This is a genomic window from Kitasatospora sp. NPDC087315 (assembly GCF_044744345.1).
In the GTDB taxonomy this organism is placed as follows: Bacteria; Actinomycetota; Actinomycetes; order Streptomycetales; family Streptomycetaceae; genus Kitasatospora.
On sequence record NZ_JBIUYD010000005.1, the window covers coordinates 250,167 to 273,874 of the forward strand.

Annotated in this window: 18 protein-coding genes; 4 read left to right on the top strand and 14 right to left on the bottom strand. The window is 74.1% G+C overall.

The window, feature by feature from the left end; all coding sequences use genetic code 11:
* Positions 1-7: 7 nt before the first annotated feature.
* Positions 8-895 carry a DMT family transporter gene (locus ACIO5D_RS09870; RefSeq protein ID WP_363604301.1) on the bottom strand — a complete coding sequence of 296 codons (888 nt, stop codon included), beginning with the start codon at positions 893-895 and terminating at the stop codon, positions 8-10.
* A gap of 200 nt (positions 896-1,095) precedes the next feature.
* Here ACIO5D_RS09870 and ACIO5D_RS09875 point away from each other — a divergent pair, with 200 nt between their 5' ends.
* Positions 1,096-1,998 (top strand): LysR substrate-binding domain-containing protein, encoded by a 903-nt coding sequence (locus ACIO5D_RS09875; RefSeq protein WP_363604299.1) that lies wholly within the window; start codon positions 1,096-1,098, stop codon positions 1,996-1,998.
* Positions 1,999-2,384: 386 nt separating this feature from the next.
* On the top strand, positions 2,385-4,034 hold the full coding sequence (locus tag ACIO5D_RS09880) for a translation initiation factor 2 (RefSeq protein ID WP_400794617.1): 1,650 nt from the start codon (positions 2,385-2,387) through the stop codon (positions 4,032-4,034).
* Positions 4,035-4,054: 20 nt separating this feature from the next.
* On the opposite strand, the gene ACIO5D_RS09885 is transcribed toward ACIO5D_RS09880, so the two are convergent.
* A complete protein-coding gene (locus ACIO5D_RS09885) occupies positions 4,055-6,145 on the bottom strand; it encodes an NB-ARC domain-containing protein (protein ID WP_400794619.1) in 2,091 nt (696 codons plus the stop codon).
* A 281-nt stretch (positions 6,146-6,426) separates the two neighbouring features.
* On the opposite strand from ACIO5D_RS09885, the gene ACIO5D_RS09890 reads away from it, so the two are divergent.
* Positions 6,427-7,743 (top strand): carbohydrate-binding protein, encoded by a 1,317-nt coding sequence (locus ACIO5D_RS09890; protein ID WP_400650167.1) that lies wholly within the window; start codon positions 6,427-6,429, stop codon positions 7,741-7,743.
* 192 nt (positions 7,744-7,935) lie between these two features.
* Here the strand turns inward: ACIO5D_RS09890 and ACIO5D_RS09895 are convergent, their stop codons facing one another.
* From ACIO5D_RS09895 to ACIO5D_RS09905, 3 genes are all read right to left on the bottom strand, one after another.
* Positions 7,936-10,860, bottom strand: coding sequence for a hypothetical protein (locus ACIO5D_RS09895; protein ID WP_400794621.1), 2,925 nt, complete (start codon positions 10,858-10,860; stop codon positions 7,936-7,938).
* Positions 10,860-12,719, bottom strand: a complete 1,860-nt coding sequence (locus ACIO5D_RS09900) for an HSP90 family protein (protein ID WP_400794623.1) — start codon at positions 12,717-12,719, stop codon at positions 10,860-10,862. The genes ACIO5D_RS09895 and ACIO5D_RS09900 overlap by 1 nt, the downstream gene beginning before the upstream one ends.
* Positions 12,720-12,837: 118 nt before the next feature.
* On the bottom strand, positions 12,838-13,872 hold the full coding sequence (locus tag ACIO5D_RS09905; RefSeq protein ID WP_363604291.1) for a hypothetical protein: 1,035 nt from the start codon (positions 13,870-13,872) through the stop codon (positions 12,838-12,840).
* A 406-nt stretch (positions 13,873-14,278) separates the two neighbouring features.
* On the opposite strand from ACIO5D_RS09905, the gene ACIO5D_RS09910 reads away from it, so the two are divergent.
* Positions 14,279-14,608, top strand: coding sequence for a hypothetical protein (locus ACIO5D_RS09910; protein ID WP_400794625.1), 330 nt, complete (start codon positions 14,279-14,281; stop codon positions 14,606-14,608).
* A gap of 246 nt (positions 14,609-14,854) precedes the next feature.
* Here ACIO5D_RS09910 and ACIO5D_RS09915 read toward each other — a convergent pair whose 3' ends face one another.
* From ACIO5D_RS09915 to ACIO5D_RS09955, 9 genes are all read right to left on the bottom strand, one after another.
* Entirely contained in the window at positions 14,855-15,523 is a 669-nt protein-coding gene (locus ACIO5D_RS09915; protein WP_363604287.1) for an enoyl-CoA hydratase-related protein, read from the bottom strand.
* Between the two features lie 218 nt (positions 15,524-15,741).
* The gene (locus ACIO5D_RS09920) at positions 15,742-17,346 is read right to left on the bottom strand and encodes an AMP-binding protein (protein ID WP_400794628.1); all 1,605 of its coding nucleotides are present in this window, start codon (positions 17,344-17,346) and stop codon (positions 15,742-15,744) included.
* A 66-nt stretch (positions 17,347-17,412) separates the two neighbouring features.
* On the bottom strand, positions 17,413-17,817 hold the full coding sequence (locus tag ACIO5D_RS09925) for an acyl-CoA thioesterase (protein ID WP_400794630.1): 405 nt from the start codon (positions 17,815-17,817) through the stop codon (positions 17,413-17,415).
* Between the two features lie 140 nt (positions 17,818-17,957).
* Positions 17,958-18,905, bottom strand: a complete 948-nt coding sequence (locus ACIO5D_RS09930; RefSeq protein WP_400650187.1) for an acyl-ACP desaturase — start codon at positions 18,903-18,905, stop codon at positions 17,958-17,960.
* On the bottom strand, positions 18,902-19,201 hold the full coding sequence (locus ACIO5D_RS09935) for a hypothetical protein (protein WP_400794632.1): 300 nt from the start codon (positions 19,199-19,201) through the stop codon (positions 18,902-18,904). The genes ACIO5D_RS09930 and ACIO5D_RS09935 overlap by 4 nt, the downstream gene beginning before the upstream one ends.
* Positions 19,202-19,348: 147 nt before the next feature.
* Positions 19,349-20,770, bottom strand: coding sequence for an MFS transporter (locus tag ACIO5D_RS09940; protein WP_400794634.1), 1,422 nt, complete (start codon positions 20,768-20,770; stop codon positions 19,349-19,351).
* A 240-nt stretch (positions 20,771-21,010) separates the two neighbouring features.
* Entirely contained in the window at positions 21,011-21,856 is an 846-nt protein-coding gene (locus tag ACIO5D_RS09945; RefSeq protein WP_400794636.1) for a hypothetical protein, read from the bottom strand.
* Positions 21,857-21,977: 121 nt separating this feature from the next.
* Positions 21,978-22,661 (bottom strand): hypothetical protein, encoded by a 684-nt coding sequence (locus tag ACIO5D_RS09950; protein ID WP_400794638.1) that lies wholly within the window; start codon positions 22,659-22,661, stop codon positions 21,978-21,980.
* 131 nt (positions 22,662-22,792) lie between these two features.
* Complete coding sequence (locus ACIO5D_RS09955) at positions 22,793-23,380, bottom strand: lytic polysaccharide monooxygenase (RefSeq protein ID WP_400794640.1); 588 nt, start codon at positions 23,378-23,380, stop codon at positions 22,793-22,795.
* Between the last annotated feature and the right edge of the window lie 328 nt (positions 23,381-23,708).

The window sequence follows — 23,708 nt, forward strand, 5'->3', positions numbered from 1 at the left end:
GGTCACTCTAGCCAACCGGCTGACGGGCCTTCCGGCGGGCGGCGGGCACCGTCGGCTGCCTGGTCAGGGCGACGGCGGCGATCACGGCGAGGCCGCCGACCAGGGCGTTCCAGCCGACCGGTTCGGCGAGCAGGAGGGCGCCGAGGGCGGTCGACCAGAGCGGCGTCACATAGGTGACGGCGGCGGCGACGGCGGTGCCCGCGGTGCGGACCAGGCCCAGGTTGAGGATGTAGGCGACGCCGGTGCCGAGCACACCCAGCACCAGCAGGGCGGCCGCCGGGCCGGGACCGGGCCAGTGCGGGGCGCCGGCCGCGAAGGGGGCGACGACGGCCAGTTCGGCGCCGCCACAGGTGATCTGGACGGCGGAGAGGGCGGTCGCCGAGTAGGGGCGGGCGGCGAGATGGCGGCGCAGGTAGGCGAAGCCGGCGCCGTAGCAGCAGGCGGCGGCCAGGCAGAGCAGACCGCCGGCGGCCTCCCCCGCGCCGAGTCCGCGCCACACCCCGAGGACGGTCAGCACCCCGGCGAAGCCGAGCCCGAGGCCGGCCAGTCGGCGCGGCCCCGGGTGGCGTTCCTCCGCCACCGTGACGACCGCGAAGAGCAGGGTGAACAGCGGGGTGGTCGCGTTCATCACGCCCGCGAGGACGGAGCTGACCCTGGTCTCGCCGTAGGAGAAGAGGACGAACGGCGCGGCGTTGAGCAGCACCGCGACCACCGCCGAATGACCCCAGGTGGCGGCAGTGCGCGGGACGGCCTCGCGGCGCAGCGCCAGGATCGCCCAGAGCGCCGCCGCCCCGAGGACGCACCGCCAGCACGCCACCCAGAGCGGTGGCACCCCCGCGTCGACGGCCACCTTGATCAGCGCGAAGCTCGCGCCCCAGATCGCCGACAGTGCCACAAAGCCCGGCCACCAGCGCCGCACCGCACCTCACCCACCCTCTTCCGTCCGGTCGCCCCGGCTGCTGTCTCCGCCGCCGTGGCTGTGGTCCTGGTCACCGCGGCTGCTGTCCTTGTCGCCGTGGCCGCGTGGACAGAGCGTGGCGCGCGGGCGGATCATGAGTCCAACAAGTTCCAGTGCGGGAGAGATGAGGAAGTCTCATGACCTCGGAGGTCAATCTGGCCCAGCTCAGAGCGCTGATCGCGGTCGCGGACGCGGGCGGGTTCGGCGCGGCGGCGGGCGAGCTGGGGATCAGCCAGTCCGCCGTCTCGCACGCGGTGGCCGCGCTGGAGCGCACCCTCGGCGCGCCCGTCCTGCACCGTGGCACCCCGGCCCGCCCGACGGCGCTGGGCGAGCGGATCCTTCCGCACGCCCGGACGGCGGTCGCCTCCGCCGCCGCCGTCCGGTCCATCGCCACCCTGCACTCGGGCGGCCTCACCGGGACGGTACGGCTGGCCGCGCCGGCCACCGTCTGCCAGGGGCTGCTGCCCGGACTGCTGCGGGACTGGCGGGCGGCACACCCCCGGGTCACCGTCCGGGTCTTCGAGGGCGAGGACGACGAACTGGCCGTCTGGCTGGAGGCCGGCACCGTCGACGCCGCCGTGCTGGTCGACGCAGACCCGGCACCGCCCGGGGCGATCCCGCTCGGCGCGGACTCGATGCACGCGCTCCTCCGCCGCGACCATCCGCTGGCCGGGCAGCCCGCCGTCGACGTGGCCGACCTGGAGGACGACGACTTCCTGCTCTCCGAGGGCGGCTGCGAGGCCCGTATCCGCGAGGCGTACCGGCGGGCCGGCGCCCGGTTCGCGCCCCGGCACCGGATCCGCGACCTCAACACGCTGATCGGCATGGTGCACGCGGGCGTGGGCGTCTCGGTGATGCCCGCCCTCGCCCTCACCATGCTGCCGCCGGACTGCGTGCTCGTCCCCCTCCGCCCCGCCGTCCACCGCACCCTCGCCCTCACCGGCCCGGGCAGCCGTCCGTGGTCCCCGGCCGTCGCCGGCCTGCTGGCCACCGCCCGTGACCGCGGGGCGGCGGCGGGGGTGCCTGCGGCGCGGGGCTGACCGCCCGGCCGGGGGCCGACCGCTGCCCCGCCCGACCGGGGCGCTGACCTGCCGCGATAGATTTCGGCGAGTACTGACGAGGCGTCCGATCGAGGGGGACAGATGGAGAGCCGGCAGCGCCGGGCTCCGGTCCGGGTGATCCCGCCCGTCGCGCCGCCCGGCCGGTTACCATCGCCCCTATGCCAGCGCCGTACCACCTCGCCGGGGACCCCGAGCGGCTGCCCGGGCACCCTCGACAGGGGGTGCTGAGTTGTGGTATACCACAGCCTGGCCAGCCAGCCAGCCAGCCAGCCAGCCAGCCAGCCAGCCAGCCAGCCAGCCAGCCAGCCAGCCAGCCAGCCAGCCAGCGGACGGATGGACGCGCGGGCCGGTCGGCGGTGGCCGACGTGCTGTTCGCGGTCCGGTCGGCGGCCGCGCTGCACCGGCTGCTGGACCTCCTCCCGGTCTTCGAGGGCGACGAGCGCGTCCGCTGCCGCTTCACCCTCGTCCCCGGCTCGGAGTTCGACACCGACGCGCTGGCGGCCGTCGAGTCCTCCGGCGCCCGCTGCCTGCCCTGGCACCGGGCGCTGGCGTCCCGGCATGATCTGATCCTGACCGCCAGCCCCAAGGGCGACCTGGGATCCCTGCGCGGCCACCAGGTGCTGCTGCCGCACGGCGCGGGCTTCAACAAGGCGCTCCCCGACGAGGGTTCGGCCGCCCTCCCGTCCGGTCTGGACCCCGCCTTCCTGCTCACCGACGGCCGCCCGACCGCCGCCCTGCACGCCCTCGCCCACCCTGCCCAGATCGAACGGCTGGCCGACCAGTGCCCGGCGGCCACCGACCGCGCGATGGTGGCCGGCGACCCGACCCTCGACCGCGTCCTGGTCTCCCGCGACCGCCGCGACACCTTCCGGGCCGCGCTCGGGACGGGCGGGCGCCGGCTGGTGGTGCTCTCCTCCACCTGGGGCCCGGAGTCACTGCTGGCCCGCCGCCCCGAACTGCCCGCGCTGCTGGCCTCCTGCCTGCCGCACGACGCCTTCCAGCTGGCGCTGATCGTGCACCCCAACGAGTACAGCAGGACCGGCCGGATGGACCTCGCCCGCCGGCTGCGGCCCGCACTGGACGCGGGCATGGTGCTGGCCGGGCCGTACGAGCAGTGGGCGGCGCTGCTGGTCGCCGCCGACACCGTGGTGACCGACCACGGTTCGGTGGCGCTCTACGCGGCGGCGCTGGACCGGCACCTGGTCGCCGCCTGTGACGGCCGGGGCGAGCTGGTGCCGGACAGCCCGATGGCACGGCTGCTGGCGGCGGTGCCCCGGCTGGACCTCGCCGACCCGGAGACGGCTCCGGCCCTGCTCGACCCGCCCACGGACGCCCCCGTCGGCACCCGCCGCTTCGCCGAGGCCGCCTTCGCCCTCCCCGGGGAGTCCCTGGACACCCTCCGCCCCGAGCTCTACAAGCTGCTCGGACTGGTCCCGCCCCCGTACCCGGTCCAGCCCCGGCCGCTGCCCGTCCCACCGGCCGCCCCGCCCGCCCCGTCGGCCTTCGCGGTCCGGGCCCGGGTGGACGGGCGGGAGGTCGGCATCGACCGGCTGCCGACCTGGACGGACCTGCCGTTCCACCACCGGGCCGCCGAGTACGGGCGTGCCGGGACCCGCCAGCTGGAGAGCGCCGCCCTGCTCTACCGCCGCGTCGGCGCGCCCTCCCCGGCCTGGCACCAGGAGTACCGGACGGCCGCGGACTGGACCGCCGTGATGCTCGCCGAGTACCCCGGCTGCCGGACCGCGGGGATCGTCCTCTCCCCCACCGTCTGTCTGCTCCGACGCCGCGGCGGCGAGCCGTTCACCGTCCGGATCGAACCGCACCGGGACGGCGGCCGGGTGCGGCTCACCGACCCGGCCGCCGTGCTCTCCGCCGTCCACGCCTGGGCCGGAAGCGAAACCGGGGGCAGCCCGGAGCACCGGCCGCCGACCGAGCTGATCTGCCGCATCGGCGGCACACCCTACCGCGCCCGGCTGGAGCCCGCCGCCGACTCCGATCTGCAGCAGCCGATCTGACGAAGCGTCAAGCGAACGCCCTACTCGGCCGGCCGCGCATCGCCCGTCCGTTCGCGCAGCTCCCGCACGGCGGCCCGGTACCCGTCGGCGCCGCCCTCGTCCCCCGACTCCTCGCAGAACTCCACCAGCGTTTCCAGGACCCGCAGTTCGTCCTGGACGGAGTCGCGCGCCCGGGCCCCGGCCAGCGCCGCCTCGTACAGCCGGGCGGCCTCCTCCCGGCGGCCCGCCAGGCGCAGTGCCCCGCCCAGTTCGAAGCCGGTCCGCGAGGTCATCCGCTCGCGGCCGAGGGCCGTCGCCATGGCGTGCGCCTGCGTCAACAGCTCGACGCCACGCCCCGGTTCACCCATGCCCACGGCCGCCCGGCCCAGCAGGTAGGTCTGCAGCATCACGCCGTAGTCGTTGCCGATCGCCAGGTGCTCCTGTCGCGCCGCCTCGAAGTCCGGTGCGGCGGCGGCCCAGTCGCCCTGCACAGAGGCCAGCTTGCCCCGGAACTCGATCGCCGAGGCCCGCAGCTTGCGCGCCGGCGGCTCGTCGCCGAGCAGCCCGGAGCCGTTCACCGCCAGGCGCAGCTCCTCCGCCGCCTCCTGGTAGCGGTGCTTTTCCCAGAGCGGGCGGGCGAGTTGGCAGCGCATCCGGACGGTCGCGGCGATGTCCCCGGCGCGCACGGCGGCCGCGACACCGTGGCCGAAGGCGTCGGTCACGTCCGCGTAGTGCTGGTGGTCCAGGAAGTGCGTCCAGAGCGCCTCGCAGAGCGCCACCGCGTCGGCGTCCAGCCCGTCCTCGTACGCGATCCGCACGCAGCCGTAGAGCGCCAGCCGCTCGGACTCCAGCCAGTGCATCGCCCGGTACTTGTCGGTGAACTCCACGTCCGGCGCCTCGCCCTGGGCGGGCCCGTCCGGCACCGGGCCGGAGACCGTCAGCCTCGGCCCGGCGGCCAGCAGGTCGGCCCGGCCCGCCTGCCGCCGGTACCAGCGCACCAGCCGGTGCCGCCCGGCCGCCGCCTCACCGTCCTCGGACCGCCGCCCGGCCCGGCGCAGGGCGTGACCGCGCAACAGGGCGTGCATGCCCAGTCCGTCCGGCCGCCGTTGCAGCAGTCCGGCGGTCTCCAGCTCCGCCAGCGCGTCCTCGGCCCGTTCCAGCCCGACGCCGAGCAGCGCGGCCGCGACGTGCCCGGTGACCACCGGCCCCGGGTGGTGGGGCAGCAGCCGGTACAGCCGCGCCGCGTCGGGGTCCAGGCCGGCGTACGCGGCGTCCCAGACGGCCTCCACCACGGGCAATCCGTTCCGGTGCAGCTCGGCGGTCAACTCCTCCACCAGGCGGCGGAGTTCCCGGTGACGGTGCTTGCGCACCCAGCGGCCGGCCACCTGCAGCGCGGCCGGCAGGCCCTCGCAGCGGCGGGCCAGTTCGGCGGCGGCCTCCGGGTCCGCGGCCAGCCGGGGGTCGGCGACGGTCGCGCGCAGCAGGCTCACCGCGTCCTCGCCGGACAGCGGCCCGATCGGCAGCTCCACCGACCGTGCCCCGTCCAGGTCGTAGAGCGGACCGTGGCTGGTCACGATGACCACACCGGCGGACGAGGACGGCAGCAGCGGCTGCACCTCGGCCCCGCTCTGGGCGTTGTCCACCACGACCACCAGGCGCTTGTCCTGGGTGAGATCCCAGTACTGGCGGGCCCGGTCGGCGAAGCTCCGCGCCACCGCGGTCTCCGGGTCCAGCGAGCCGATGAGGCCGCCGAGCGCGTCGGCGACCTCGACCGCGCCGTCCCGCCGCAGGTCGTCCAGATCGACGTGGAGCACACCGTCCGGGCAGCTTCCCCGCTGCCGCAGTTCACGGGCCAGCCGGAACCCGAGCGCCGTCTTCCCGACCCCGCCCATCCCGCTCAGCGCCACCACCAGCGGCCCGCCCCCGGACCCCGACCCCTCCGCCACCGCCTCCAGCACCCGAGCCTGCTCGTCCGCCCGGTCCTCGAAGTGCGCCAGCTCCGGCGGCAGCTGGCACGGGGCCGACACCGCCCCCTCCGGCCCGTACACATGCAGCTGCCCAATGCTCTGCGCCTGCACGATGGACCCGGCCCGCACCTGCCCGTCCACCCTGTTCCACGTCTCCTTGGCCACCCGCCAACTCTAGGGCCGAACCGTCCGGCACGGTGCCGGTCGACACGGTTCGGCGCACGCAGTCCGACCGTCAGGCACCGCAGGCCGCACGCCGGGGCCCCGGCGGCCGGGGGGGACGGCGGGTCTTGACCAAGACGGGGTTGACGGCGGTTTCCGGACAGGTCTATACCAGTGAGGACCCACGGCAAGTACGGCCCGCCGGTGGGTTGTTGAGCCCGGCGCGCCGCCTCCACAGTTGGCGCGGGTGGGCCTTCCCCTGCCGTTTCCTGGAGAGGTTTCCGATGGAACGCGCTCTTCCCCCACAGCGGAATCCCCAGCTGTTCGGACAGCAGACCCCCGAGCGGACCGGGCCCGGACGGCGCCGGAGCGGGCGGCGGACCGCCGTGGCCGTCGCCGGGGTGCTCGGGCTGGTGGCCGGCGGGCTCGCCGCGCTCGCCGGGACCGGGGCGGCGCTGGCCGCGGCCGGGCCCGCCGACGCGGGTACCGGGCTGGGCAGCAACTGGTACGCGTCCGCGCCGTACCTCATGCCCGAGGACAACAGCCCGCCGGACGCTGCGGCGGTGATGGACGCCACCGGGCAGAAGGCCTTCCAGCTGGCCTTCATCCTGGACAAGGGCGGCTGTAGCCCGGCCTGGGGCGGCACCTCCTCGATCGACACCGACACCACCATGCCCGCCGTGATCCAGACCATCCGCGCCAAGGGCGGCGACGTCTCGGTGTCGGTCGGCGGCTACGGCGGCAACAAGCTCGGCCAGGGCTGCGGCACGCCCGAGGCGACCGCCGCCGGGTACCAGAAGGTGATCACCAAGTACCAGCTCAAGGCGATCGACATCGACCTGGAGGAGCCGGAGTACGAGAACTCCGCCGCCATCCACAACGAGATCGGCGCCGCCCGGATCCTCCAGCAGAACAACCCGGGCCTGTACATCTCGATCACCACCGCCGGCACCAGCGCGGGCACCGGCTGGTTCGGCCAGCAGATGCTCAACGAGGCCAAGTCGCAGGGCTTCACGCCCGACAACTACTCGATCATGCCGTTCGACGGCGGCTTCAACGGCGCGTCCGCGCAGACCGACGCGCTGGTCAAGTTCAACCAGATCCTCCAGACCACCTTCGGCTGGACGGAGTCCAACGCCTACGCGCACGAGGGCGTTTCACTGATGAACGGCCGCACCGACGCCGCCGAGTACTTCCGGCAGGCGGACTTCCAGACCGTGCTCGACTTCGCCACCGCGCACAAGCTGGCCCGGTACACCTACTGGTCCGTCAACCGCGACCGCCAGTGCCCCGGCCCGGTCGACCCCGGGCTTTCCGGTTCCTGCTCCAGCGTGGCGCAGAACGACTGGGACTTCACCAAGTACACCGTGAAGTTCGCTGGCGCGACCCCGCCCACCAGCCCGAGCACCCCGCCCACCAGCCCGCCGCCGACCAGCCCGGGCACCTGCGCCGACCCGGCGTGGAGCGCCGCCACCACCTACACCACCGGCAGCAAGGTCTCCTACAACAGCCACGAGTACCACGCCAAGTGGTGGACGCTGAACGAGAACCCGTCCGCCAGTGGCCAGTGGGGCGTCTGGTCCGACGACGGCCCCTGCTGAGTGGCCGGAACCGCGTGCGAGGGGGATCTCCCGGGCCGCCTCCGCCCCGACGGCGTCGTGGACGGGCAGCACATCGATCTCTCCGATTCTCATGACCGGGCGAACCCCCCGCGCGGCCGTGCCGCATTCCCGGGTGGCGAAAACGCGGCACGGGCTCGGAAACGGTCGCAGGGACGGCCACGGGAAACCGGCTCAGGACGGCGAATCGGCGAGCCGGTCGCGCAGGTTGGCCAGGATGCCGGCCGCCTCCCCGAGGTCGGCCCGGCGGCAGCGCTCGATGGCGGTGCCGAGCCTGGCCCGGGCGGCGTCGACGCGGCCGAGGTCGGTGCCCTCGATCAGCGCGGCGACCCGGACCGCCTCGGCCCGCGGCAGTTCCGCCTCGGCGCCGCCCGCCTCGTAGGCGGTGATCGCGAGGTCAGCCGAGGCCAGCGCCTCCTCGTGACGGCCGGCGACGGCGTAGACCCGGGCCCGTTCGAAGTGGGCGGCGCCGCTCTGGTGCCAGGCGGTGAACGGCTGGCCCTCCTCCTCGGCCCGCGCCCGCACGGCGTCGGCCTCGACGAGGCGCTCCAGCGCCGAGTCCAGCCCGTCGGGGCCCTCCGCGTGCATGGTGAGCCGGGCGAACTCCCGGAGCGTGGCGGCCATCTGGTCGGCGCGCGGCGCCTTGGCGTGGGCGGCGAGGGCGCGCTCGCGGGCGGCGTGCGCGGCCTCCCAGCGGCCCGCCTCGGCCAGCGCGACGGTCGCCTCGCAGGCGACCACGGTGTGGGTCTGCTGGTCCTCCCAGCCCGCGACGAGGTCGGCGAGCCGCAGGTACTCCTCCGCCGAGTCCCGGAACTCCTCCAGCGCGAACAGCCCCCGGGCGAGGTCCAGCCGGACCTGCGCCAGCATCCGCTCGTCCAGCTCCGCCGCGCCGGCGTCGTGCAGCACCGACTCCAGGACGGCGACCGCGTCGGCCGCCCGGCCGCTCTCCCGCAGCTGGTCGGCGAGTTGCAGCCGGACCTGGGCCGCCTCCTCGGCGCCCGCCGCACCCTTGCGGTCGTACCGCGCGGCGGCCTCGGACAGCGCCCGGACGGCCGCGCCCGTGTCCCCGAGGTGCGCGCTCGCGTGGCCGAGCATCATGTACGTCGGCGCGAACGGGTAGGAGTCGTCCGCCCACCGGGTGGCCTCGGCCAGGGCCCGGTGGAGAACCGTCACGGCCTCGGCGGACTCGCCGCTCTGGAGCAGCACCTGGCCCAGCAGACCGAGCACCCGCGGTGTCTGCCAGGGCAGTTCGGCGGCGTCCAGCTGCTCCAGGGTCCGCCGCAGCTCGGCCGCGGCCTCGGCCAGCCGGCCCTGCCGGGCCGCCGCGTCCGCGCTGTACTGGTGGGCGGTGGCGGCGCGCCGGGCCGAGCCGCGCTCGGTGCTCTCCCGCCGGTACGCGGCGACGGCCGTCTCGAAGCGCTCGACGGCCTCGGCCGGTGGCTCCGGCAGCGACCGCACCAGGTCGTGGTGGGCGGCGAAGGCCCGGCACTGGAGGACGATCAGATAGTCGTCCGCGGCCAGACCGTTCTCGTCGGCCAGCAGCTCCTCGGCGCGGTGCAGGGCCGCGTCCAGGGCGGGCCAGTCCACCGTCACGCCCTCGACGTCGCCGAGCTCGACCACCAGGGTGCGGGTGCGCACCACCAGGGCCTGGCCGAGCAGCCCCTCCTGCTCGAACAGCTCGGCGGCCTCCAGCAGTCCGGCCTTGCCGGCGGCGAAGTCGTCCCGGTCCAGCGCGGTGTGGGCCCGCTGCTCGGCGATCTCCGCGCGCAGCAGCCCGGCCGGGCCGGCCTCGGTGCCGTCCGTGTGGACGTAGTCCTCGGCGGTGAAGCGCGCGGTGACGCTCCGCCAGAGCCGGTCCGCGTCCGGGTGGCCGAGGGCGTCCAGCTCACGGGCCCTTACCACCAGGGCGGCGAAGTCCTCGGGCTCCGGCTCGGTCTCGCGGCGCGGTGCGGGCGCGGACGTGACGGCCGGGGCCCCCGCCAGCTCGGGCGAGGCGGCGGCCCGCACCCCGAGGGCGAGCGGCTCGGCGAGCAGCGGCTCCCGCTCCAGCCGGGCCCGGCGGCGCGCGCCCACCGCGTCGGTGCCGTTGCGGGCGTCGAAGCGGGCCGCCAGCGCGTCCGCCTCGGTGCGCAGGTGGGCCAGCAGCGAGTCGACCGTCCAGGAGACCCCGGGCGGGCCGCTGACGGTGAGCTCGCCGTGGCCGCGCCGGGCCAGACCGGCGATCAACACCTCGACGCCGGTGAGGAAGTCGAGCCGGCCGATCGGGTCGCCGGTCACGTCGAACAGGTCGCGGTTCTCGGAGAGGATCTCCAGCCCGCGCGGCTCGTTGCCGGACAGCGCGCAGAACTCCACGTGCAGGCCGACCGCCCGCGCCATGCCGGACTTGCCCCGGGCGAAGCGGTAGCCGACCAGGTGGCTGGAGCGCGCCTCGTCCAGCCGGCCCTGACGCAGCAGCGGCAGCAGCGCGTAGGCGTGGCTGAGGTACGGCTCCTCGGCGCAGGTGCTCTCGCCGGCGAAGACCGGCCGCCAGGCCTCCAGCGCCCGCCGGTCGTCCCCGGCGCGCAGGTGGTGGGCGGCCTGGGAGCGGATCTCGCAGGCGTGGCAGTCGCTCAGCTCGGTACGCGGGCGGGCGGCCCACAGCTCGAAGGCGTCCTCGGCGTCCACGCCGGTGTGCGCGGCGAGGTGGAAGCGCTGGGCGTAGTAAGGCTGGAGGCCGTACCCGGCGGCGCGGTAGCGCTCGCGCATCTCGGTGTGCCAGCGGCGGACGGCCGCCAGCGGGACGTCGGGCGTGCCGATCAGCGCGGTGGCCACCCACTTGAAGCGCCAGAACACCTGGTGGCGGGCCCAGTCGCCGAAGCCGTCCGGATCGGTGTCCCAGAGCTTCAGCACCCGGGCGAAGACCACCGGGGCCTTGCTGCGCTCGCCGTCGTACTCGTACGCCTCCATCAGCTCCAGCAGCGCCATCGAGCGCACCCCGGTGTCGTCGAACTGCTCGGCGGCGTCGACGATCTCCTCGGCGGTGACGGTCCGCACGCGGCCGTACGGGCGGGCGTCGTTCTCCCGCAGGGCGGCCATCACCGCGTCGGTGGTGTCCAGCATTACGACTCCTTCTGCGGGCCGGCCGACTCGTGGCCGAGCATGGCGTGGTCGAGCAGGCTGATGAACGACCGGTTGAGCAGGGCGCTCTCGCTCGACCGCAGCGGGCGGCGGGTGAGCAGCACCGCCTGGCCGTACAGGGCCTCGACGGCGGTGACGGCGAGTTCGCGGCTGGTGATGGACGCGGCCCGGCGCACCAGCGGGTTGAGGTGGTTGAGCACCAGCTGGGCGCGGGGCACCTCGGCGCGCAGCGAACCCAGGATGTCGGCCCAGAGCCCGTCCGCCTCCTCGGCGAGCTGGGCGCGGGTGCGCTCGTGCCGGGCCTCGCGGTTGTCCAGCAGCAGCGCCGGGGCGCTGGTGGGGTGGAAGCTGCGCAGGGCGACGTCGCAGTCGAAGCGGCCGACCACCTCGCGGGCGATGGTGAGGAAGGCCGAGGCGGCGAGTTCGGCGGCCGGGTCGACGGTGTCCAGGTGCGCGGTGACCGTCCCCGGGTCGAGGTCGGCCACCGAGGTGCCGGGCCGGATCTCGGGCAGCCGGTGGACGAGGTCGCGGTCGTAGGTGTAGCCGCCGTTGACGACGCCGAGGCCGGCCGCGCCGGCGATCGGGGCGACCTGGCGGAACTCCTCGACGGTGCGGGTGACCAGGACGACCGGGTGGGCGCGGGCGAACTCGTCGAGCGTGACGTTGCCGTCGGTGGTCTCGAACGGCAGCCACGGCAGCAGCATCCGCAGCAGTTCGTCGTCGTAGCGGGCCAGTTCCTTGACGGCGAGGTGGTGCACGCCGATGAAGCGGTGCAGCAGCGCCGGGTCGCTGGCGGACAGGCCGGTGAGCCAGTCGCGGATACGCACGCCGAGCGCGTCCCGGACGGCGGCGAGCGTCTCGTCGGCGTAGAGGCCCTCGCGGGAGGCGGTGGGGCGCAGGCTGTCGGTGTCGACCACGCAGCGGACGAAGAACGCCCACTCGGGCAGGAGTTCGTCGGCCTGGTCGGAGAGCAGCATGCCCTTGAGGTGGACCCGGTGGCCGGAGCGGCGGGACGGCGGGGCGGCGTCCGGCAGGACGTAGGCGACGCCGCGCAGGCCGACCAGCGGGAGGTCCAGCTCGATGGTGTCCAGCGGGGTGAAGTCGAAGGTGGCACGGCAGTACTCGGCCAGCGCGTCGCGGCGGGCCAGCGGGGAGCCGTGTCGGTCGGCCCACGGCGGCGTCCGGTTGACGGGCGTGGCGGTGCCGCGGGCGTCCACCACGGTCACCTCGTGGCGCAGCAGGCTGCCGAAGTCCCGGGCGAGCGCGAGGACCCGGTCGGAGCGGGTCCACTCGGCGGCGTCGGCGCGCGGCGCCAGCCGGACGGTGGTGCCGGGCTCGGGCTTGGCCTCCGGCGGCAGGGTGCGGATGGTGTAGCGGCCGTCGGAGCCGCCGCGCCACTCGATGACGGGGGCGTCCGGGGTGGCGGCGGAGCGGGTGACGACGGTGATCTCGTCGGCCACCACGAAGCAGGCCAGCAGGCCGATACCGAACTGGCCGATGAAGTCGCCCCGGGCCCGGGCCAGCCCCGCGCCGTCGAGGCGGCCCTCGGCGTCGCGCTTGGAGCTGCGGCCGATGGTGGCGAGGAAGGTGTGGACGTCGGCCTCGGTGAGGCCGATGCCGGTGTCGGTGACGGTCAGGTCGTCGCCGGCCACGACGGTGATCCGGGCGGGCGCGGCCGGGTCGAGCGCCTGCCGGGCGGAGATCGCGTCCACCGCGTTCTGCAGGAGTTCACGCAGGTAGACCCGGGGGCTGGAGTAGAGGTGGTGGGAGAGCAGGTCCACCAGGCCGCGCAGGTCCACCTGGAAGGTGTGCGCACTCGTCGGGTTCTCGGATGGGGACACCGGAGGCTCTTTCGCTCGCGTGGGTGTGGAGGTGTTCGGGGGTGTGCAGGCGTTCGGGACGGGGCCGGGGTGCGGCCTCGGGCGGGCGGTACCAGGTCGGGCAGCTCGGGTGGCGGTCCTAGCGGGCGCACCGGTCGCGGTGGGCGCGGAAGTTGGCCACGGGGTCGCCGGCCAGGTAGTCCCAGGGCGAGTCGGTGACGGCCCCGTCGAGCGCTTCGAACAGGGTGTGCGCCGTCTCCCGCTCGTCGGCGAGCGAGAAGGCCATCGCGAAGGTGTTGTAGGCGCTCTGCCAGCCGCGCGGACGCGGGTACGCCGGGTGCAGGACGGACCGCCGGGCCGCCTCGTGCAGTTCGGCCCGGACGGCCGGGCTGGTGAGGTAGGCGTGGTCCTCGCCGTCCGCGAGGTCCAGCCAGCGCTCCAGGTGCGCGAGGGCGACCAGCTCGCCGAGCGGGCTGCCCTCGGGTGCGGCGAGCATCGAGGCGCGGGCGAACTCGTGCATCTGGTCGTGCGAGCCGCCCCACTTGGCGCACAGCTGCTGGAGCCGCTGCTTGTGCGAGGCCAGGTGCTCGGGGTGGCGGCGCAGCGCGGCCTCGAACCGGTACCGGGCGACGTCCCGGCCGAGCGAGGCGCCGCGGGCGCTGATCTGCAGGAAGTACCAGGGGGCGAGCCAGCTCGGCTCGCGCTCGGCCACCTCGAACAGCTGCTCCTCGGCGGTCTCCAGCCGCTGGTGGAACAGCTTCCACTGCTCCTCCGTCACATGGGCGGCCCGGGCCCGGGTGCGGGCCTCCCACGCCCAGGAGACGTGCCGGGCTCCGGAGAGCAGCAGCGGCAGCGCGTCGCCGGGCTCGGCGGCGACGGCCCTGTCCGTCCACGCCTCGACGCCGCCGACCTCGGACAGCGCGATCAGGATCCGGGTCAGCTCGGTGGCGTCCTCGACGGCGGCCAGCGCCGGGCCCAGCGCGACCCAGTCCCCCGCGGCTGCCTGGGCCAGCATCAGCCGCAGCTCCTCGTCACCGAGGGCCTGGTCCAGCACCGGCTCGACGGTGCCGCGGGCGGTGGTACCGGAGGCGGTCCGTCTGCCGAATCCGAGCCCCCACCGGCCGGACCGACCCTCCGGAGCGTCCTCGTCGGAGCGGCGTCGGAAAAGCGGCATGGTGTGGCCCCCTCGAACATCATTGGCATCTTTCGCATGGCCGCACGCCGGCCACCCCAGACGCAGTACATATCACGCGCCGCCGACCCGCCGCCCGGCAGCCCCGGCCCTCCCGACCGGTGCTCCGGCCCAGGTCACCGCCGATGGGCATACCGCCGGGTGGTATCGCGGAAGGGGCTGGGGTGTGGCGGGGAGGAGGCCGGGGCGTGACGGGGGAAAGCGGGTGGCCCGGGGGGACGCAGGTGGCCCGGTGCGCGAACCGTGCGGGGAGGCAAGCCGGTCGGCCGCGTGACCACGGTAGTGAAGGCCACCCGCCCACGCGTTACGGTGACATGTTGCTGCCAGGCAGATTTGTGACGGCGGCGGGCGCGACCGGCCGGGCCGGCGATCCGTCACTCTGTGGAGCATGTACGCGATTCGCATCCATCTGGACACTCCGGATGGGCGGCCGCGGCCCGGCGGTCCGGTGGCGGCGCCGGCCGTGCGGGACGGGCTGGAGCGCGGGCTCCGGGGGCCGGCCCGACTCGACCACGCCCGGATCCGGGTGACGGCGGACGCGGTGGACGCGGTGGTGTTCGTGACGGCCGGCTGCCTGCTGGAGGCCGAGGCCGCACTGCGCGCCTCCTGCCTCGAACTGGCCGAGGTGGGTGGGACGTTGGAGGGATGGCGGCTTCGACACTGCGAGGCCGACTCCTGGTTGGCGCTGGGCCTGCCCGAGTTGCCCACCTGCCGCTGAGGCCGAAACCCCAACCTCCCAGCAGGTGAACGCAGTTGCGGCGGGCGCGGCGAGGGCTCCGACCGACGGGCGTACCGGGCGCGGCCGGGGTGCGGCCGGGCTGGCCTCAGGGCGTCACGGTACTCCGGCGCCGGCTCCGGATGCCGACACGGACACCCGCCGACGGCGAGCCGAGCGAGCCGAAGCCCCGGACCACTGGCGCTCGTACGGTGGCCCGGGGCTCGACGCGCTCTGCCCGAAGCGTCGTCACACCACGGTCGGGGTGCGCAGCGACGCGAGGGTCTCGGAGTACAGCATCTCCTTGATCTGGCCGCGCGCCGGACGGGTCTTGCCGGCCAGCGCCCGGGCCCGCTCGACGGCGGCGGCCAGCAGCCCGGCCTCGTCGGCGACCTCCTCGACGATCCCGGCCGCGAGCGCCTCGGCGCCGCCGTAGCGGCGGCCGGTGGTCATCGCCTCGTGCGCGACCTGCGGAGCGAGCCGCGCCCGGATCAGGTCCGACATGCCCCGCTGGAAGGACAGGTCGAGATCCACCTCGGGCAGACAGAAGTAGCCGCGGTCCACCCGCATCACCCGGCTGTCGTGGGCCAGCGCCCACATCGCCCCGGCGGCGAAGGTGTGCCCGTTCAGAGCGGCGACGGTGACGACCGGCGAGGCCAGCGTGCGGGCGAGCAGCGCGTGCACCCGGTCGAGGTAGGCGGCGAACCGGTCGCCGTTGTTCAGCAGCCAGTCGAGGTCCAGTCCGTTCGACCAGAACTTGCCGCTGCCCGCCGTGACCAGCGCCCTCGGGCCCGACGCGGCCTCCACCTCGTCGAACGCGGCCTCCAGCACCGTGAGCCGGTCGGGGTGGAACCGGTTCTCGTCGTCGGCGTCGAGATGCAGGACGAAGACCTCGCCGTCCCGCTCCAGCTTCGGCATGCGTCACTCCTGTCGCGTGATGGTGGCGTCCGCGCCCCACGGCACGGACGGTGAAGCGCCGGGGACGGCGGGGGGTGGACGACGGGCGGCGGCAACAGATGACAGGTTTCAGATAACAGATAACAGATAACAGATTTCGAAATCTGTTATCTGAAACCTGTCACTTGCCATCCGTCGGCCATTGCCCGCCCAGCACCCCGCAGCCCCGAACCCCGGTGTCAGCCCGCCGACCCGGTCAGGGTCAGCCCCTCCAGCCGCCCCTGCTCGTACGCGGCCACGATGGCGCGCCGCTGGAGCTTGCCGCTGCTGGTGCGCGGCAGCTGTCCGGGCTTGAGGTAGTGCACGTCCTCGGCCCGCACGGTGACGCCGATCGCGCCCGCCAGATACTCGACGATCCGCGCCCGGCTGCCCGGTATGTCCTCGCGGGCCTCGCGGTCCACCTCGGCCAGGACGACGATGCCGGTGCCGATCTGGGCGACGGCCGTCCGGCCCTCGCGGACGAACGGCAGCCGCTCCAGGGCCTGTTCGAAGTCGGCGGCGAACAGGCTGCGGCCGCCGACTTTGATCCGGTCGCTGATCCGGCCGGTGATGAACAGCTCCCCGCCGTCGAGGAAGCCGATGTCACCGGTGGCGTAGTAGCCGTCCGCGCCCCGGATCGGGTGCGACCGGTCGAAGTAGGCCTCGGCCAGGCTGCCACCGGCCAGTTCGATCTCGCCGAGCTCGCGCTCCCCGCAGAGCCGCCCGTCCTCGCCCCGCAGCCGGACGGCGAACTCCGCCATCGGCGGGCCCACCGAGATCGCCGGCACACCGGACGGCGAGTCCACCACCCGGATCTCGCCGCCCACCGGCCTGCTCGCCACCAGCAGCACCGCCTCGGCCATGCCGTAGCAGGGCATGAAGACGTCCCGCCGCAGGCCCGCCGGTGCCATCAGGTCCAGGAAGGCCTCCAGGTTCGGCAGGTTGATGGGCTCGCTGCCCAGGTAGACCGACCGGATCCCGGAGACGTCGATCGCGGCGATCTCCTCCTCGTCCAGGCCCTCCATCAGCTTCAGCGAGTAGTCCACGGCGAAGTTCGGGATCACCGTGCCGATGGCCCGCTCCCGCCCCAGGTGCTCCCACCAGCCGCGGGCGTCGAACAGGAAGGTCACCGGCTCGGCGAGCAGCAGGTCGCAGCCGGCCGCGAAGCAGGACAGCATGCCGCCGACCAGACCCATGTCGTGGTAGAGCGGCAACCAGCTGCTGACCCGCTCCTCGGGCCGGCGCCCGTCGGTACGGGTGATCATGGCGAGGTTGGCGCGCAGCCGCCCCTGGGTGACCGGGACGCCCTTGGGGAAGGACGTCGACCCGGAGGAGAACTGCACGAACGCCGGCTCGTCCGCCCCCGGCGTCCGCAGTCGGGCACCGGCCTTGCGGATCCCGGCCGGTGGCAGCGGCAGCGGCAGCACGTCCGCCGGCGGGTCGACGGCGGCCAGGGTCGGCACGGCCAGGATCCGGGCCGCGCCGAAGTCCGCCGCGATCCGGGCCAGGAACTCCTGGTAGCCGTCCCTGGGCGTGTTCAGCACGAACGGCTTGACCGAGAGCGGGACGGCACCGAGCTCCATCAGCCCCAGGAACGCGAGGATCACCGGTAGGGAGGTCTCGTACGGGAAGACCACCCGGGTGCCGGGCTTGATCCCCTGCTCACGGAAGAAGTCCGCGTAGGCGGCGACCTGTTCGGGGAAGTCCCGGTAGGCCGTGAACTCCGGCGGGTCGTCGAACTTGTCGTACAGATAGAGCCCCCGCTCGGGCGGGCACTCCTGGTTGCGCTGGATGTACTCGAGCACCTGACCCCTCCCACTCCTCCGTCAGTGCGCACATCGCGCCTGCACCGCACAGCTGTTGATGATCAATCAGGATTTGGCGGAAGCGGCGATGAAGTCCTGCAGGGACACCAGGCACCGCTTCCCGGCGTCCAGGAAGGCCACCGTCACCAGCGCGTCCACCGCCGGGTCGCCGGAGCCGCCGGCCTCGGGCAGGTGGATCCGCTGGCGGAACCGGGCGCGGAAGGTGAGGCCGTCCTCGTCCCATTCCTCCGCCGAGGGCGACTTCAGGGCGGTCCGGACCTCGACCCGGCCGCGCGGGATCTCCGCCCGGTAGTCGATCTCGGTACGGGCGACCACCGCGATCACTCGGTCGCCGTGGACGAGACCCTGTCCGCCGAGCCAGTCCCACCGCCCGGCCTCCAGGTACTCGAGGGCGACCGCGTTGTTGACGTGCCCCAGCGCGTCGAGGTCGTTGGGGCGCACCGGGAGCATGAGGCGTGTTTCGCCGAAGAACACGTCGGACCGTCCGTTTTGCTCGTGCCGAAAGAATCCTGGCCGGCCGGATACCCCGCCGGCGCCCCGCGGGCGGGGCCGCGACAACCGAGGCCGCGACAACCGAGGCCGCGGCCGCGTCAGTTGTCGAGGAGGTCCATCCAGGTGTCCTCGACCTCCTCGCGGGAGTGGACCTCGATTCCGGTGATCTTCTTCAGGGCGCCGCAGACCAGCTGCTCCTTCTTCTCCAGCGCCTCGGGCCGGTAGCCGGTGTCGGCCGTGTCGAGGTGGTCCCACCAGTTGACGTGGGTGCCCCGGTCCTCCTTCTGGTCCCGGGCGCTGCCCTGGAGTTCGCCGTCCTCGCGGAGGAAGAGGTGGGCCACCGCGAAGGCGTCCTTGGCGGGGTACTCGCCGCTGTCCACCAACGCCTTCGCGAACGACACGAAGTAGTTGCGGTGCTGGATCTCGTCGGCGGCGACCTGCTTGAAGATGCGGCGCAGGCCCTCGTCCTGGATCACGTGCTGGCACTGGCCGTAGTTGACCGCGGCGGTGATCTCGGAGATCGCGAGCAGCACCAGGGTGCGCAGCATGTCGTCGTCCGGGAACACCTTGCGGAACGCCAGGAAGGTCTCGTCGTCGATCGGTTCCATCCCGCTGACGTCGGCCAGCCGGTTGAAGACCGTCTCGTGGTGGGCCTCCTCCTCGTTCCAGTACCGGCTCCAGGTGCCGCAGGCCTCCATGACCGCCGCGAGCGCCGGGTTGGTCCTCTCCCAGCGGCGCACCTCGGCCTCGGCCTGGCGCTCCAGCCGGTCCGCGCCGGGCTTGGTGGTGAGTTCGGCCCGGCCGGCGTTCCAGACCAGGTTGCGGTCGAGCGGGGTGAGGCTGTCCAGGTCGACGGCGGACAGCAGCTCGACGACGCTCCACCGGCGGGACTCGTGCAGCCGCTGCTGCTCCCAGACCACGTCGACCAGGGACATCCTGCGGACGGTCAGCGCGTCCCAGAGGTCGGTGATGATGGCCGGCGGCGCGCTGGAGACGATCGGCTTTCGGATGACCGGAACGGCGGTGTCCGCCTCGCTGATGCTCACGCGGCCTCCTCCTCGGCCTTCTGCTTCTCGAACTCCGCCAGGAAGACCTGCAGCACCGTGGTGGTCGGGGTGTCGAGGGGCAGGGAAGGCAGCCGCACCCGCACGCCGTAGTCCTTGCGGAGGCCGTTGGCCGTCCGGGCGAACGCCTCCATGAGGTCGATGCTGTTGGTCATCTTCGGGCTGCGGCCGATCACCGCGGCCAGCGTCACGTCGTCGGCGAAAACCTCGTCGTCCGCGAGGCCGGCGTGCTCGCCGAATTTCTGCCGGATGTAGGACTCAACTTCGGGCGTCACCATGGCTCAGAACCATACTGGCTGGTAACCGCAACAGCCAAGTGATCCAAGTTACATAATAACTGACGGTTCATCAGTCAAAATATCCAGGCATGCCGGATCAACCCCTTTCTCCTGCACCGGGGTTGGTGACTGCCCTCCTCCCGGCCGCTAGGCGGGTGCCGGCCGGGCACCGCGGCGGACGGTCAGGGCGGTGAGCACCGCGACGGCGAGCGCGAAGCCGATCGCCAGATACCAGGTGGTGCGGGCCCCGCCCAGCACGTCGGCCGCGGAGGAGGTCACGATGGACACCGCGAGGGCCGTCCCGAGCACCGCGCCGAGCTGCCGGAAGGCCGCGTTGGCCGCGCTCGCGGTGGCCAGCCGGGCGGGCTCGACCCCGGCCAGGGCCACCGCGCCGAGCACCGGCCAGACCAGGCCGGCCCCGAGGCCCATCACCGCCGCCCCGGGCAGCCAGTGGGTGAGGAAGTCGGGGCTCCGTCCGCCGCCCCAGAGCAGCAGCAGGGTGCCGGCGATGTAGATCAGGCAGCCGGCGACGACCACCGGGCGGTCCCCGAACCGGTCCGCGAACCGGGTCGCCGGCCGGGCGATCAGCGCCGTGGCGATCGGCGGCGGCGTGGTGGCCAGGCCCGCCGCGATCAGCGACCAGTGCCAATGCCCGGTCAGGAAGAGGATGTTGTTCAGGATGACGGCGTAGAAGGTGACCGAGAAGAGCATCGAGCCGATGTTGCCGCCGACGGCGCTGCGCGAGCGGAGCAGGTCGAGCGAGATCACCGGCGCCGGGTGGCGGGCGCTGCGGGCCACCGCCGCGACCGCCAACAGCGCGCCCACGGCCAGCGAGCCGAGGGTGCCCGCACTCCTCCACCCCCAGTCCGGGCCCTTGACCAGCCCCAGGGCGAGCAGGCCGAGCGCGGCGCCGAGCAGGGCCGCGCCCAGCACGTCCGGGGTCGGGCCACGGGGTTCACGCTGCTCGGTGAGGCGCCGGGAGGCCCACACGGCGACGGTCCCGATCGGGAGGTTCACCAGGAAGACCGCCTGCCAGGACCAGTGTTCGGCGAGCAGTCCGCCGAGGCCGGGGCCGATCCCGGCGGCCAGCGCCGCCGCCGCGCCCCAGATGGTGATCGCGATCAGCCGCCGCGCCATCGGGAACATCGGCATCAGCAGGGCGAGTGAGGTCGGCACCAGGATCGCGGCACCCACCGCCTGCACCAGCCGGGCCGCGATCAGCACCGCCGCCGAGCCCGCGGCCCCGCAGACCACCGAGGCGAGGGTGAAGGCGGTCAGGCCGACGGCGAAGGCCCGCCGGCAGCCCAGCCGGTCGGCCGCCCGGCCGGCGGGCATCAGGAAGGCCGCGATCACCACGTTGTAGCCGTTGAGCACCCAGGAGAGGGTGGGCAGGTCGGAGCCGGAGAAGGTCTTGGCGATGTTCGGGAACGCCACGTTCACGATGGTGCTGTCCAGAAAGGCCACGAACGCCCCCAGGCAGCAGAGCAGCACCAGTCCGACGGGCGGCCTTCCGGGTGAACTCGCCACGATGTCAAGGCTCTTGTCGGAGCCGACGGGCAGGTCGGCCATGCATGCGTCCTTCCCTCGGCGGACGGGCGGACGGGCGCACACCGGTGGGCCCGATCACCATGCGCTTTGTTACCCGCCAGTGTCAATCCCCACCGGCCCGTCCAATGCCCATGCCTGATGGACCGTCGGCCTCATGCCGATACGGCTGCCGCACCACTGCTCGCACCGGTTCAGGCGCGAGGGACGGCGAGGCCGTCGGCAGGGGCGTTCGGCGTCCGGCACACGCCGGGGAAGGCCGGCTCAGGCCGCGCCGAGGGCGGCGTCCGGGGTCCGGCCCGCCTGGGCCTGCTCGATGCGCTGGACGAACAGCACGGCGAGGCGCTGCGTCACCTGGGGATCGACGGGCTCGCCCTCGGTCGTCACGGTGGCGACCACCGTACCGGCCCGCAGCACGATGCCGACGCCCTCGCGACCGGCCAACTGACCCCGGAACGAACGGCTTTCGCTGCCGAGGGCGGCCAGGTCGATCGGCTTGTACTGCTCGCCGCCGAAGCCCGCGTACGCCTCCTTGAGCTTGTCCTTGGCGGCGGCCTTGCTCGGCAGGGTGTCGACGGCGAAGCGCACCGTCACGTCGCCGGAGGAGAACCGGGCCGTCCCGCTGAGCGGCTTGCCGCCGCACGGTTCGGCGCCGGTGCAGGTCAGGGTGTGGTCCGCGGTGTCCACCCGGCGCTTCTCCTCCTCCCAGCCGGTCATCGCCTTCTGATCGGGCAGCAGTTGCAGGACGAGCTTGTCGTCGAGCAGCGGCGTGTCCAGGTCGGCCCCGGCGGCCGGCTGGGCACCACCGCCCTTACCGGCGCCACCCGTTCCGGCGCCACCCGTTCCGGCGGCCGGCGCGCTCGCCCCGGGCGCGGGCGTCCCGCCGTCGGCCGCTCCGGCGGTGGTCCCGCCCGCAGCGGCCGAGGGCGAAGCCGCCGCCCCGGCCCCGCCGTTCGTACCGGCGGACGCGCTCGTGGCGGACGCACCGCCCGCCGCCGCCTTCGCCGTGTCCTGGGACGAACCGGACCCTCCGGACCCGCAGGCGGTCAGGACACCCAGCAGAACCCCCGCCGCCGCCACCGCGGCCACCCTCCGACTGATCGTCCCCATCGCCCGCTCCCTCTCGTGTCAGTGGACCATCAAGATAGCCAGCCCACCCCGGCCGGCGGACGGGAACCCCTCCCCGGCGAGAACACCCCCGGAGCTCAGCCCCGATCCGGGCCGGTCGGGTTCAGGCGCCGCAGTCGGCGCAGAGGTGCTCCTCGCTCAGCATCACCACCGGCTGGATCGCCGAGCAGCCCCGGCACGAACCCAGGCACGGACGGCAGTACGGTCGCCCCTGCCAGCGCAGCGCCGGCACGACGGTCTCCTGGCAGCCGGCGCACCGCATCGTCACCGGGACACGGCGCCCGTGCTCGTCCCGCTCCGCCCGGGCCCGCTCCTCCGCCGCGTGCAGCGACCGGTGCCCGCTGCGCAGCTGCGCCCGCACGGACGCGGCGGCACGCCGGTACGTCTCCGGTCCCGCCTGCCGGCCGTGGGAGAGGTTGTCCGCCACGTCGACCACCGTCGCGCTGGGCAGGCACTCCGGGCAGCTCCCCGAGTCGTCGAGCAGCCAGCCGTCCTCGCACGCCCCGCGCGGGCACTGCGGCGGCAGAACCAGCTCCAGGGCGATGTCGTCGGCCCGCGACAGCAGGGCCTCGCCGGTCAGGTGCGAGTAGCGCAGGAACCAGCGCCGCTCGACACGGTCACGCAGCCGCTGCGGCGCGACACCGCCCTCGATCTGACGGCCGATCTCCCCTCGCACGGTGTGCGGGATACCGCCGCGCTTCTCCAGCGCGACCATCAGCGGTCTCGGAATCGCCGCGCCCACCCAGGTGGCGGGGTGCTGGCCGTGCTCCATGAACGGGGTACTCACCCGACGAATCCTTCCGCACCGGGCCGGGGCGTGTCACCCCACCGCCCGCGCCCCCTGCCGCCCCCGGCCAGCAGGGGGCGACAGGGCGGCGGGACGACGGGGCCGACGACGACGTCAGCCCCGCGCTCCGGTCAGAACCGGACGTCGGTGCAGGAGTAGAAGGAGTTGTCCGTGTCGGCTATCTCCCAGACCGCCACCACCACCTGGTGTCCGGTGCGGCCGCTGGGAACGGTCGCGGTGTGGGTGGTCGTGGCGGCGGGCTGTCGGCCGTTGTAGGCGACGGTCAGGAACGGGGTCAGGTCCAGACCGGCCCGCGTGATCTTCTGGGTGGCGTCGTAGCCGGGCTTGGTGAGGTAGTACTTGAACGTGGTGGTGGCGTGCCTGGCCTCGATGTTCCAGGTGAAGGTGAGCTGCTGACCCGCCGTCACCTGGGTGGTCGGCCAGTTGCCGTTGCGCGGGGCGTCCAGCGGGGCCCATCGCGCGTCTCCGCCGGCGCAGATGGTGCCGTCGGCCGGGCCCCGGCCGGGGAAGCCCTTCGGCCCCTCGACGCTCTGCGGCTCCCACTGGATGTCGCCGCAGTTGGTGACGACGCCCGCGCCCCAGAGCGCGGACCGGCTGGGCGGCAGGTTGATGAAGCCGTGCGACTGCGCCGGCAGGGCCAGCGTGAGCGGTATCGCGATCGCGGCGACGGCCGCGCCGGCGAGATGACGTTTGCGCATGATGCTCCTCCGTGGGGGTGGATGGAGAGTGCGCCGGACACAGACGCGCGCGCGTGGGGGTGCGGCGGCCTCCGGAGATCGTTGGCATGCCTGCGCCAGGTCGGTGCCCACACCGTAGAATCCGCCACCCGGGCCGTCAATGGTCTGAACCATTTCCGGCTCTGCTCCCGGCCCGCTTCGCACGACGTCGCCCCGCCGAACAGCTGCCCGGCGGGGCGACGTGATCAGGACTCCGTATTCACCGACAGCGCCCGCTGCACGGGGCCGGGGCCATCGGTCGTGGACTCGGACTCGGGCTCGGACTCGAACTCCGGCTCGGGCTCGGGCT